Source organism: Bacteroides sp. D2 (assembly GCF_025147085.1).
GTDB lineage: Bacteria > Bacteroidota > Bacteroidia > Bacteroidales > Bacteroidaceae > Bacteroides.
Genome location: NZ_CP102261.1, coordinates 86,551 through 98,062, shown reverse-complemented (window position 1 = coordinate 98,062; position 11,512 = coordinate 86,551). Strand labels below are relative to the sequence as shown.

General features: G+C 40.2%; 14 protein-coding genes. 5 read left to right on the top strand and 9 right to left on the bottom strand.

The genetic code is table 11. The features are described 5' to 3' along the window. The first annotated feature begins 2 nt into the window (after positions 1-2). Both NQ505_RS00445 and NQ505_RS00440 read left to right on the top strand, forming a co-directional pair. On the top strand, positions 3-1,415 hold the full coding sequence (locus NQ505_RS00445) for a hypothetical protein (RefSeq protein ID WP_008998947.1): 1,413 nt from the start codon (positions 3-5) through the stop codon (positions 1,413-1,415). A gap of 10 nt (positions 1,416-1,425) precedes the next feature. Beyond that, a complete protein-coding gene (locus tag NQ505_RS00440; RefSeq protein WP_008998946.1) occupies positions 1,426-2,979 on the top strand; it encodes a hypothetical protein in 1,554 nt (517 codons plus the stop codon). A gap of 105 nt (positions 2,980-3,084) precedes the next feature. Here NQ505_RS00440 and pyrH read toward each other — a convergent pair whose 3' ends face one another. Both pyrH and NQ505_RS00430 read right to left on the bottom strand, forming a co-directional pair. After that, positions 3,085-3,795, bottom strand: coding sequence for a UMP kinase (pyrH, locus tag NQ505_RS00435; protein ID WP_004307920.1), 711 nt, complete (start codon positions 3,793-3,795; stop codon positions 3,085-3,087). 54 nt (positions 3,796-3,849) lie between these two features. After that, entirely contained in the window at positions 3,850-5,178 is a 1,329-nt protein-coding gene (locus NQ505_RS00430) for an MATE family efflux transporter (RefSeq protein WP_004307921.1), read from the bottom strand. Between the two features lie 113 nt (positions 5,179-5,291). Between NQ505_RS00430 and NQ505_RS00425 the strand changes: the two genes are divergently transcribed. Beyond that, positions 5,292-5,975 carry a tetratricopeptide repeat protein gene (locus NQ505_RS00425; RefSeq protein WP_004306554.1) on the top strand — a complete coding sequence of 228 codons (684 nt, stop codon included), beginning with the start codon at positions 5,292-5,294 and terminating at the stop codon, positions 5,973-5,975. 34 nt (positions 5,976-6,009) lie between these two features. On the opposite strand, the gene NQ505_RS00420 is transcribed toward NQ505_RS00425, so the two are convergent. The 4 genes from NQ505_RS00420 to NQ505_RS00405 all read right to left on the bottom strand — a co-directional run bounded on the left by NQ505_RS00420 (position 6,010) and on the right by NQ505_RS00405 (position 8,947). After that, positions 6,010-7,302 (bottom strand): zinc-dependent metalloproteinase lipoprotein, encoded by a 1,293-nt coding sequence (locus tag NQ505_RS00420; protein WP_008650082.1) that lies wholly within the window; start codon positions 7,300-7,302, stop codon positions 6,010-6,012. A gap of 66 nt (positions 7,303-7,368) precedes the next feature. Then, positions 7,369-8,127, bottom strand: a complete 759-nt coding sequence (locus NQ505_RS00415) for a biotin--[acetyl-CoA-carboxylase] ligase (protein WP_008998945.1) — start codon at positions 8,125-8,127, stop codon at positions 7,369-7,371. Next, positions 8,111-8,467 (bottom strand): MmcQ/YjbR family DNA-binding protein, encoded by a 357-nt coding sequence (locus NQ505_RS00410; protein WP_004306560.1) that lies wholly within the window; start codon positions 8,465-8,467, stop codon positions 8,111-8,113. The genes NQ505_RS00415 and NQ505_RS00410 overlap by 17 nt, the downstream gene beginning before the upstream one ends. A gap of 114 nt (positions 8,468-8,581) precedes the next feature. Then, entirely contained in the window at positions 8,582-8,947 is a 366-nt protein-coding gene (locus tag NQ505_RS00405) for a YraN family protein (protein WP_004299213.1), read from the bottom strand. 67 nt (positions 8,948-9,014) lie between these two features. Between NQ505_RS00405 and NQ505_RS00400 the strand changes: the two genes are divergently transcribed. Both NQ505_RS00400 and NQ505_RS00395 read left to right on the top strand, forming a co-directional pair. Beyond that, positions 9,015-9,248 (top strand): hypothetical protein, encoded by a 234-nt coding sequence (locus NQ505_RS00400; protein WP_004299215.1) that lies wholly within the window; start codon positions 9,015-9,017, stop codon positions 9,246-9,248. Between the two features lie 40 nt (positions 9,249-9,288). Continuing rightward, positions 9,289-9,726 carry a nucleoside deaminase gene (locus NQ505_RS00395; RefSeq protein WP_004299216.1) on the top strand — a complete coding sequence of 146 codons (438 nt, stop codon included), beginning with the start codon at positions 9,289-9,291 and terminating at the stop codon, positions 9,724-9,726. Between the two features lie 15 nt (positions 9,727-9,741). Here NQ505_RS00395 and NQ505_RS00390 read toward each other — a convergent pair whose 3' ends face one another. The 3 genes from NQ505_RS00390 to NQ505_RS00380 form a co-directional block, all read right to left on the bottom strand. Then, positions 9,742-10,032 (bottom strand): DUF4834 family protein, encoded by a 291-nt coding sequence (locus NQ505_RS00390; RefSeq protein ID WP_004306562.1) that lies wholly within the window; start codon positions 10,030-10,032, stop codon positions 9,742-9,744. 67 nt (positions 10,033-10,099) lie between these two features. Next, positions 10,100-10,807 carry a CDP-diacylglycerol--serine O-phosphatidyltransferase gene (gene pssA, locus NQ505_RS00385; protein ID WP_004306563.1) on the bottom strand — a complete coding sequence of 236 codons (708 nt, stop codon included), beginning with the start codon at positions 10,805-10,807 and terminating at the stop codon, positions 10,100-10,102. 10 nt (positions 10,808-10,817) lie between these two features. Next, positions 10,818-11,504: a phosphatidylserine decarboxylase family protein gene (locus NQ505_RS00380; protein ID WP_004299219.1), complete on the bottom strand. Its 687-nt coding sequence runs from the start codon at positions 11,502-11,504 to the stop codon at positions 10,818-10,820. Between the last annotated feature and the right edge of the window lie 8 nt (positions 11,505-11,512).

The window sequence follows — 11,512 nt, the reverse complement described above, 5'->3', positions numbered from 1 at the left end:
AGATGAAAAATAGTATAGTTATATTGTTTTTACTGCTGTTATCCCAGTTGGGTTATGGGCAGGGACGTACATTTAAGGTCACTGCCCGTCCGTGGGTGAAAGGACAGAAAGATCTTCCATGGAAGGAGTATGATACCCGTACCATTGCTCAATTGGATGGTTTTAAAGCTACTGATAAAGTGCATGTAAATGAGTATGGAAGTGATTGGGATGCTCCGAAACACCGGGCTACTGGATTTTTTAGAGTAGAACGTATTGGAAATCGTTGGTGGATGATTGATCCCGACGGATATCGGCATTTGCAGAAAGTGGTGGTTGGAGTACGTTTGGGGACTTCCGAACGCAATAAACAAGCGATGCTGGACAAATTTGGTACGGAAGAAAAATGGATCGAAAGAACAGCACAGATGATTCATTCACTGGGCTTTTCCGGTACGGGCTCTTGGAGTAACGAAGAGGCGATTGCTTCTTACAATGCATCCCACAAGGAGGTCTTGACCCGCTCAATCATTCTCAACTTGATGAGCGGATATGGTAAGAAACGGGGAGGAACTTATCAGTTGCCTGGTAACACGGGATATCCTAATCAGTGTATTTTCGTTTTTGACCCGGAATTCGAGACTTATTGCGATGAGATGGCACAAAAACTGGTTGCGAATAAAATGGATAAAAACATCATTGGTTATTTTTCGGATAATGAACTTCCGTTCGGACCCAAGAATCTGGAAGGTTATCTGACTTTACAGAACCCTGGTGATCCGGGAAGAGTGTATGCGGAATCCTGGTTGAAAAAGCAGGGAATTACTTTGCAGCAAATAACCGATGAGCACCGGGAGGAGTTTGCAGGGGTGGTAGCTGAACGATATTATAAAGTAGTATCGGAAGCGATTCGGAAGTATGATCCCAATCATCTCTATCTAGGCAGTCGTTTACATGGAAAACCGAAGTTTATCCGCCAGATTGTGGAAGCGGCAGGCAGGTATTGTGATGTTGTTGCAATTAACTACTATGGAGCGTGGACGCCGAGTGAAAAGACCATGAAACATTGGGGAGAATGGGCTCAAAAGCCTTTCATCATTACGGAATTTTATACGAAAGGAATGGATTCCGGACTGGCGAATACGACAGGAGCAGGTTTTACCGTTCAAACTCAACAGGAGCGTGGATATGCCTATCAGCATTTTGTTTTAGGATTATTGGAAAGTGGAAATTGTGTCGGATGGCACTGGTTTCGTTATCAGGATAATGATCCGACAGCAAAAGGGGCAGATCCTTCGAACCTGGACTCTAACAAGGGACTGATAGATAATGAATACAATCTTTATAAACCGTTGGCCGATGCTATGAAAGAATTGAATATCAATGCCTATCGTTTAGCCGACTGGTTCGATCAACAATCAAATAACAATCAATAAAATACATACCATGAAAAAAATATTTATACTGGGAGCTTTACTGTTTATAACTTCTATTCCTATGGTTTCTTGTACGGATGATGATGATAAGGACCCTAATTTTATGCCTCCTGATATAGTGATGGGTGGGGGAGATGTGGAGTCGGAATACCCGGAAGATTTACCCGTTCCTGGAGCCTCTGTGGTATATGCTCCGTCATTAAATGCCAATATGTATCGCCCTATCAGTGTCAAGTATTCCAGTGCTTATCCTCCCATATCCAGTTGGACAACGGGGAATACACGTATTATTGCTTATATGGATGGATATAAACCGGCTATTAAGACATTGAAAGCGTATCAGGAGTCGGTGAATAAATATGGAAGTTCGACAACGCTTCCGAAACAAGCAGCTACGGGCAGGTTTTATACGAAGAAGATAGATGGACGTTGGTGGTTGGTTGATCCGGAAGGTTGTTTACATCTGGAACGCAGTGCGACTTCTTTGCGTAAGGGGACTTCCAGTCGTAATAAAGCGGCTTGGAATAGTAGGTTTGGAACTGATGAGAAATGGCTGTCTACTACTCAACGTGAATTGAGCGAGATTGGCTTTCATGGTACAGGTGCCTTTTGTACAGGTACTTATTCACTGATTCAGATTCATAATGCTTCTAATCCGAGCAGTCCGTTGACTTTGGCGCCTTCATTTGCTTTTCTAAGCCAGTTCAAGAGTGAGAAGTCTTATAATTATCCCGGAGGAAGCGATGATAATGCTGCAGGTCTTGTGTTTTATAATGGATGGGCCGAATGGTGTGATTCATATTTGGCAGGTAGTGCTTTCGCAGATTATTTGCGTGATCCTAATGTCTTGGGGTTCTTTTCGGATAATGAGATAAACTTCTCTTCAAACAGTTCCCGGATTTTGGATCGTTTCTTGGCTATCAACAGTTCGAATGATCCGGCTTATGTTGCGGCAAAAGGCTTTATGGATTCCAAGGGCGTGCAAAGTGTGACGGATGCCTTGAATAATGAGTTTGCAGGTATCGTAGCAGAGAAATATTATAAAGCAGTGAAAGAGGCAGTGATGAAAGTAGATGATAAGCTGCTTTATCTGGGGACTCGATTGCATGGAACTCCTAAATATATGGAGGGAGTGATGAGAGCTGCCGGAAAATATTGTGATGTCATTTCTATCAACTATTATAGCCGTTGGAGTCCCGAACTGACAACAGCGATTGCAGACTGGGCAAGTTGGGCGGATAAGCCGTTTCTTGTAAGTGAGTTTTATACGAAAGGGGTGGAGGATTCCGATCTGAATAACCAGTCGGGAGCCGGGTATTCTGTTCCTACACAAAATGAGAGGGCTTATGCTTATCAGCATTTTACATTAGGATTGCTTGAGGCTAAGAATTGTATCGGATGGCATTGGTTTAAATATCAGGATGATGATGGTACGGATAATTCGTCGAAACCTGCCAATAAGGGTCTTTATGATAACTCTTATCAGTTGTTTCCTTATTTATCTTTCTTTGCCCGCGAATTGAATTTTAATGCGTATGATTTGATCCAGTATTTTGATAAATAGGTATTCGTTTCGATATAATATTTGAAAAGAAAGACAAAGTGCGAATTTTGCAATAGTAGTTTTTATCAAAGCTATACAGCGAAATTCACACTTTTTATTTTCTGATTAGTTGTGTACTAACGTACCTATCTCTTCTCCGCTGATTACTTTCTTTAAGTTACCTACTGTGTCCATATCAAATACGACGATAGGCAGGTTATTTTCTTTGCACATACAAGTCGCAGTTAAATCCATAACTTTCAGACCACGTTTCAACACTTCATCATACGTAATATCATCGAATTTGGTTGCGGTAGGATCTTTTTCAGGATCAGCTGTGTAAATGCCATCTACGCGAGTACCTTTCAGCATAACGTCTGCTTCGATTTCTATTCCTCTAAGTGAAGAACCGGTATCTGTAGTAAAGAAAGGATTTCCTGTTCCTGCAGACATGATGACCACTTCACCGTTTTCCATACATTCGATGGCTTTCCATTTACTGTAGAATTCACCGATAGGTTCCATCCGTACTGCTGTCAATACACGTGCTTTTACACCGGTAGCCACAAGAGCAGAACTTAGAGCGAGGCTATTGATAACGGTAGCCAACATTCCCATTTGGTCACCTTTCACACGGTCAAAACCTTTATTGGCTCCGCTTAATCCGCGGAATATATTACCTCCTCCGATGACGATACCAATCTGTGCCCCTTGTTCGTGGATTTCTTTGATTTGTTGAGCATATTCTGCCAGTCTTTTTTCGTCAATGCCGTATTGCTTTTCGCCCATCAAGCTCTCTCCACTGAGCTTTAGTAAGATTCTTTTATACTTTGCCATACCTTTTGCTTTTTATTGTTTACCGCAAATATAGAGATAATTTATCGGATAGCCTCACTGGGATGCGATTACTTTTTTTATTATTTGCCTTCCCAAAAAGGTTTGTACAACCCCTCGCAGGGAAAGATAAATGAGAAAAGCCAGCCACAGGGCGTGATTTCCCAGGAGAGGATGGAAAGCGTAATATACTCCGAAGAAGCTGGCGGAAGCGACTAACATGGAGTAAAGCATCTGACGGGTAGCGGTGGCACCAATAAATACTCCATCCCACAGGAAAGCGGAAAAGCCAGCTAGTGGAATGATAAGTGCCCAGTAAAAATAAGTGTCTGAAGCGTTGATTACTGAAGTGTCATTGGTTAGTAGGCCAAGAAATTCTTTTCCACCGATTGCATAAAGGATGGTGAATATCAATGAAAGACCCAATCCCCAATAGAAAAGGTGATGTACAGTGTTGCGTAAGGCTGTTTGATTCTTGGCACCTATGTAACGGCCGGCCAGTGCTTCACCGGCATAAGCAAATCCGTCCATGATGTAAGAAAACAGAGTGAATAGTTGCATGAGCAAGGTGTTTACGGCTAATACAATTTCTCCTTGGGCGGCTCCTGCAGAGGTGAAAAACATGGTGACCACAACCAGGCAAAGGGTACGGAAGAAGATGTCCCGGTTGACTTGGAAGAAACGGTACATGGCTTGTTTCTGTATAATTTCTTTCCATACGATCCGCTTTCTTAGTGCACTATAATAGCGCATATATAGCAATATGGCCATGAAGAAACCTGCATATTGGGCTATTAAAGTTCCTGTTGCCACTCCTGCCACTTTCATATCCAGCAAGTAGACAAAGGATAGGCTGGCTACAATATTGACAATATTTTGGGTAATAGCGATATACATGGGAAAGCGTGAATTCTGCATTCCGATAAACCAACCGGCGAATCCATAAAGTCCTAATGTGGCGGGAGCTCCCCAGATACAGATATAGAAATAAGTGGTTGCCAGCTGCTCGACTTCCGGTGTGGTTTGTATCAGAGTGAATGCCAATTTCAGGATAGGGTATTGGAGTATCAACAGGCAAAGAGCTATAAACAATCCTACGCCAACGGAACGTAACAGTAACCGGGTGATTTCATTTAGATCATGCTGCCCATACGCTTGTGAGGTCATGCCACTCGTCCCCATGCGTAGGAATCCGAAAATCCAATAGATAATATTAAATAACATTCCCCCTACAGCGATGGCTCCAATGTAGGCCGGAGAACCGAGGTGTCCTACGATGGTAACATCGATAAGTCCCAGTAGCGGGACGGTAATATTTGATATAATCGATGGTATGGCTATCCGTAATATTCGTCTGTTTTCGGAGGATTGTTTTTTATCTATCATTTTATAGAAACACTTTTATCAAATTGATTGTTCTTTTCGTCCACAAAGGTACATTTTTTATTTTTTTTGTTGTATCTTTGTGAATCACGAACTAAATAGCAATCAGATGGATTATGAGGACCTTAACTATTTTTCTTATCTCTTTATTCTCACTGCCGCTGGCGCTGAATGCACAGTCGGTTGATGAGATGTTGCAGAAAGTATCTGCCGCCATTGAGGCTGGGCAGAATGGACAGGCTGTGAGCTATTTCCGGCAGACTATTCCTCTGAATATAGACCGTACGGAAATGTATTATTGGACGAATGTGGACAAGAATAGTGAAATTAGCTCCAAACTGGCTACTGAATTAGCTCTCGCCTATAAAAAGAAACGGAATTACGACAAAGCTTATTTGTTCTACAAAGAGTTGCTGCAAAAGGACCCAAATAATGTAGATTGTTTGGAAACATGTGCGGAAATGCAAGTGTGCCGCGGACAAGAAAAAGACGCTTTGCGTATGTACGAAAAAATATTGCAACTCGATGCGGATAATCTGGCTGCTAATATCTTTTTAGGAAACTATTATTATTTGATGGCAGAGCAGGAGAAGAAAAAGTTAGAAACGGATTACAAAAAACTTCCTTCTCCCACTAAAATGCAGTATGCTCGCTATCGGGATGGATTATCGAAGTTGTTTACTACCCGGTATGAGAAAGCGCGTAACTCTTTACAGAAAGTTGTTCTACGTTTTCCATCGACAGAAGCTCAAAAGACATTGGATAAGATATTGAGAATAGAAAAAGAGGTGAATCGCTAGGTGGTTCACCTCTTTTTCTATTATATTCAATTTGTTATTTTATAGTTCGTATTGGTAAATCCAAGGGACCTTCATTAAGTGCTCGGGTATCAATGTCTCCTTTCTTCGGTCCAGGTATCAGTGGACTATAGGATAAGACATGTCTGATACGTTCACGTTGATTTTGAGTGAATTGATTTGAGTGGCTAATAGCATAATCCATGATATTATAAGAGATAAACTCTATACCATCACATCCTGTTCGTTTTACCAAATTTTCAAATGTGTATTTTGCTCTCTCATTTTCATATATGTAATCACAATTACTATCATACTCTTGTTTATTATAGCTTTTAGTATCTTTGCAATAATCTGTATCTTCACACGTACCATTATTTGTTTCGGCAAAGACATGATGCAGTCCCAGGTAATGTCCTAATTCATGAGCTAGCGTGACAGTAACGTCTGCTGTGTTATATTTTGTTGAAGTAGATTCTTCATTAATATATAGGCTATTAATAGAGACACATAGTGGGAATTGTAAATTTGCTAATGTTAGATGAGAGTAGTCTGTTTCACCAAGCCCTTCTAAATAATGCTTGCCTTTAGTAGAAAAAGGAATATGGGAGATACCTAATGTTACTGAATTTGAATTAGGTTCGGTTGCAAAATTATAAACCATAATATTGATATATGAGTTTGGATCCCATAAGTATTTTACATATTCTCCCGAATTATCCTCCATGAAAGCTTCACAGTCGATAGGGTATGATTCTGGCCATTGGATATATTCTACACCAGGATTGGGTAATGTTTCTCCATTTTTATCTGTTGTTGCCAATGTAAAAGTGAGATTCATATCTACACTGTTATTCTTGCTTTTATACAGACTGTTCACTTTGTCTAGTATATGGGATAAACGGCTTGAATTTACTTTCTGTAGAGAATTTCTATCTTCTTTATACAATACATGAAAGATTACAGGGATTTTATAATGATATTCTTCAGCTGTATTGATAGAGCCATTTTGGATGATTTGAACAGTTTTGTTAACCTTATGACTTATAATAGTGACAGTTGCTGTTCTGGAATTGGATTCCAGATTTGCATTAATAGATAAGATTAACTTTCCATCGTTCTCTCCTTTTTGTGTATTAGGAATACACCATTGTTTATTACTTGTTACAGTCCATGAAGAACTGCATGTAATATCTATCGTTAATGATTCACCGCTTGCGCTGATGTTATCAAACTTCGATTCTGATATATTCAATGTTGCAGAATCTGAATCATCGCATCCTATTAATATCCATAATAATGAAAGGAGGAAAATTAGTTTTGTTTTCATAAATGAAAGAGTTTTATATAAAAACGCACGTTCCAAAGATAATGTTTTGATCTGGAATAGGATAGCTTATTTCAGTAAATATTCTACTTCCTTAAACATATAGTCTCTTTTCATCAGCATCTCGTCTTCTAAAATTAATCTTCCTTCAGGTTCTACACAAACGATTCGTGCAAGAAATTCTCCATTGGCATCTTTATATCGATGAATTCCTTCCCTTCTGAAAAGAGACTTTTCATATTGACAGGCTATTGATGTCGTATCGCCTTTTTTGAGCAAGCTATAATAAGATTGGATACGTAGCATGATATTTTTCAGTATTTCGAATAGATCATGCTCTTTTCCTGTGATTTGTACTAGTGAAACGGGGTTAGGAGCAGAACTGTGAAATATCTCCTGATTAATATTAACTCCGATGCCTGCAATACTTTGACTGATGTTCCGCCCCATCAGATCGTTTTCTATCAACATCCCGCATATTTTCTTTTCTTTCCAATAAATATCGTTCGGCCATTTGATAGAGATATCGGTGGTATAAGTATCTAATTCTTCTTTAATGGCTAAAGAGATGACCTGTGAAATGAGAAACTGACGTCGTGCTTCCAAAAACTCAGGGAAGATAACGGTGCTGAAAAGAAGATTCTTGCCAGGATCTGATTCCCAAGAATTGCCACGTTGTCCCCGACCGGAAGTTTGAAAATCGGCGACAACGACAGTTAGTTCTTCCATTTTCTGTTTAGAACAGAGAGATTGCAGATAATTGTTGGTAGAATTAGTCTCGTTGATATGAATCAATGGAACCGGGAATATATCAGGGAAGGGCATCATATTCTGCACGTAACTTTTTAGTAAATTTCTTGATTACCTCATTATAAGAGTGATCGATAAGCTCTTTCATCAATTTATCGTCTATGTCACTATCAAAGCGGACACTATTCCAGTACTTTTTATTAAAATGATAAGCCCCTTCAATTCCCGAATAATGTTCACGCAGTTCGATTGCTTTCTCCGGGTCACATTTTAGCGCGATGTGATTAGCTTCTTCCAGGTCAATGAGAGCAAACATCTTGTTCATTACCTTTATAACCAGTGATACATCATCGAAAGGGAAAGATTCGGTGACTCCTCTCTTGCTTAAGCAGTATTCTCTGATAGTTTCTACATTCATAATGAATTAATAATTATAGTATGTTTTCATAATTGGTTATATCATAATTTTAAGCGCAGATTGCACGCATTTCACGGCTCTTATAATGATGAATATGTAAAGCCAAAGCATTCTTTAATATAAAGGAGGATAAAACGCTTCCTCTATGTGTTCAACCTTGAAATGCCCGTCGTTGCCTACTACAGTAATGATATCAAAGCGTACAGGAGAGTCAATCTGAAACAATCTGATATAGGTATCCGCTGCGCGTACCGTACGTCTTATTTTAGGTAAATCAACAGCATCTTCCGGCTCTGCAAATAGGGTATTACTGCGAGTTTTCACTTCTACTACAATCAGTTCATTATCCTTTGCTGCTACAATGTCCAGTTCGAAATGTCCTTTTCTCCAGTTCCGGTCACGGATGAGATACCCCTTCTGTTCAAGATAAGCTACGGCGGCATTTTCTCCGGCTTTTCCTAAATCATTATGTTTAGCCATCTTTTTTTGCAAATTTACTGCTTTTATTCTTTGTATTTACAGAAGTAAAAGTAATTTTGCAGAAGATATGAGAAAAAGGAGTAAGAAGTGCCTGAAAATGCATGTCGAGTGTACCAAAAGGGAACGACGGATGAGCATTTTATTGAGCGACGAAGAACAGCTGATTGTAGATCGTTATCTTGAGAAATATAAGATAACGAACAAGTCACGTTGGCTTCGTGAAACGATTCTCATGTTTATTCATAAGAATATGGAAGAAGATTATCCAACCCTTTTTGGTGAACACGACATGAGACGATAGGGGGATAATAAAAATAATAGATTCAAAATTAAAGGGTGGAATGCTGGACGATATTTACTTCATGAAACAAGCTTTGATAGAGGCAGGAAAGGCTGCCGAGCGGGGGGAAGTTCCCGTTGGAGCTGTCGTGGTTTGTAAGGAGCGGATTATCGCACGTGCCCATAATCTCACAGAAACATTGAATGATGTAACGGCTCATGCCGAGATGCAGGCTATTACAGCTGCTGCCAATGTGCTTGGTGGCAAGTACTTGAACGAATGTACCCTGTATGTCACAGTTGAACCTTGCGTAATGTGTGCCGGAGCTATTGCTTGGGCACAGACTGGTAAGCTTGTATTTGGCGCCGAAGATGAAAAACGCGGCTATCAGAAATATGCCGGTTCGGCTCTACATCCTAAAACGGTGGTTGTAAAAGGGGTAATGGCTGACGAATGCGCTACATTAATGAAAGAGTTCTTTGCTGCGAAACGAAAATAAAAGCAGTATCCTGTTTTATTTGATTTCCTCAAAATCTACATATTCACCATCGTCCTGGGTGAATATTTTTTTATGTCTTTTCTCCGGAACATTCTCGGAATATATTTCCTCTTCATCATCATTTGAACGGCGATCTCTTTGGCCATAGTCCTGTTGGCTTGTACGTCCCGATTCCGTTTGTTTCGGGCGTGATGAAGAAGAACCACGTCCTAATCCGAAAATCGTTCTTAGTATGAAGCCGATAATAGAAAGGCCAAATACGAAAATGGCAATAATAAAAATGAGTATGAATAAAAGTATATGCATCGGGCTATGATTTTTATGTTGTTACTTCGATAAAACTCATAGTACAACAAACGTGCCAAGAGATTGTTTATTTACTTTTTCTTGTAAAAAGTGAAAGTAAAATATACCATACAATGATGGCGGCAAAGCTACTGATTCCAAGAAATATAAGAAGAGGAATGCAGATAATCAGGAATATAAAACTGATTTTGTTGTCATTCCATGACAGATTTTTAAATTTCAGCGAAAACATCGGTATTTCTGATACCAGCAGTCCGGAAAACAGACAGACAAGTATAAGAAGGTAGACAGGATGGCAGTTGTCTGATATCAGGAAGTCATGTGCACCCGCCACTAAAGAACCCCAGAACAGAGCGTTGGCGGGAACCGGAAGTCCCACAAAAGAACTGGTCTGTCGCGTGTCATTATTGAATTTAGCCAGACGCAATGCTGAAAAAACAGAAATCAAGAATGCTAAATAGGGTAGGTAAGGAGCGATGAACTCCATACTTGCCGGATAATACATTTCTTTGAACAGAGAGAATACGATCAGTGAAGGAGCAACTCCAAAACTGACATCATCTGCCAATGAGTCCAAGTCTTTTCCGATAATGGAATGTGCATTGAGCATACGAGCCAACAATCCGTCGAAGAAGTCGAAAATGGAACTTAAAGCAATGAAAAGTAGTGCCAGCTCATATTTGGCTTCAAAAGCCATGACGCAGGCAATACAACCGGAGAAAAGGTTCAGGCAGGTTACGGTATTCGGAATACTGTTTTTAATAACGTTTGTCATTGTGACAGAATTATTTAAGTTTGGCGATAACCGTTTGGTTACCAGTCGTTAATTGTCCCATGCTGACACATACTTCTGTGCCAATGGGTAAATACACATCCACGCGGGAACCGAATTTAATAAATCCCATGTGTTCGTCAATATAACATTCTTCTCCTACTTCAGCGTAGGTGACAATACGGCGTGCCACTGCACCGGCAATTTGCCGGGTGAGTACTTCCACTCCTTCCGGAGTTTCGATTACTACTGTAGAACGTTCGTTTTCTGTGCTGGCTTTCGGCAGCCATGCTTTCATAAAGTTTCCATTATGATGTGCTACCTTCTTAATGGTACCGTCCACCGGATACCAGTTGGCATGTACATTCACAATGCTCATGAAGATGGATATCATTAACCGGCGGTCATGGAAATATTCGTTTTCATCGACTTCCTCGATAACGACGATTTTTCCATCGGCGGGTGCTACGACAATCTTTTCAGTGTCCTGTCCGAAGAGACGGATCGGACATCGAAAGAAATTCACCATCAGCAGATAGACTGCTATACTCGCTACTGCTACCACATAAAATGGTATTTTGCAATCGATCCCCCAATAAAGAGCCGCATTAATCAATAGCAATAGCAAGAAGCTAGCCCATAATATATGTGTTCCTTCGCGGTGAATACGTATTTTCTTCAATTTCTTTAGTCGGCCCATGAATGCTG

Coding starts and splice junctions, on each gene's coding strand:
- NQ505_RS00400 (WP_004299215.1), top strand. CDS start 9,015: ATGAGAAAAAGGAGTAAGAAGTGCCTGAAAATGCATGTCGAGTGTACC.
- NQ505_RS00430 (WP_004307921.1), bottom strand. CDS start 5,178: ATGATAGATAAAAAACAATCCTCCGAAAACAGACGAATATTACGGATA.
- NQ505_RS00405 (WP_004299213.1), bottom strand. CDS start 8,947: ATGGCTAAACATAATGATTTAGGAAAAGCCGGAGAAAATGCCGCCGTA.
- pssA (WP_004306563.1), bottom strand. CDS start 10,807: ATGACAAACGTTATTAAAAACAGTATTCCGAATACCGTAACCTGCCTG.
- NQ505_RS00390 (WP_004306562.1), bottom strand. CDS start 10,032: ATGCATATACTTTTATTCATACTCATTTTTATTATTGCCATTTTCGTA.
- NQ505_RS00410 (WP_004306560.1), bottom strand. CDS start 8,467: ATGAATGTAGAAACTATCAGAGAATACTGCTTAAGCAAGAGAGGAGTC.
- pyrH (WP_004307920.1), bottom strand. CDS start 3,795: ATGGCAAAGTATAAAAGAATCTTACTAAAGCTCAGTGGAGAGAGCTTG.
- NQ505_RS00395 (WP_004299216.1), top strand. CDS start 9,289: ATGCTGGACGATATTTACTTCATGAAACAAGCTTTGATAGAGGCAGGA.
- NQ505_RS00440 (WP_008998946.1), top strand. CDS start 1,426: ATGAAAAAAATATTTATACTGGGAGCTTTACTGTTTATAACTTCTATT.
- NQ505_RS00445 (WP_008998947.1), top strand. CDS start 3: ATGAAAAATAGTATAGTTATATTGTTTTTACTGCTGTTATCCCAGTTG.
- NQ505_RS00380 (WP_004299219.1), bottom strand. CDS start 11,504: ATGGGCCGACTAAAGAAATTGAAGAAAATACGTATTCACCGCGAAGGA.
- NQ505_RS00420 (WP_008650082.1), bottom strand. CDS start 7,302: ATGAAAACAAAACTAATTTTCCTCCTTTCATTATTATGGATATTAATA.
- NQ505_RS00415 (WP_008998945.1), bottom strand. CDS start 8,127: ATGATGCCCTTCCCTGATATATTCCCGGTTCCATTGATTCATATCAAC.
- NQ505_RS00425 (WP_004306554.1), top strand. CDS start 5,292: ATGAGGACCTTAACTATTTTTCTTATCTCTTTATTCTCACTGCCGCTG.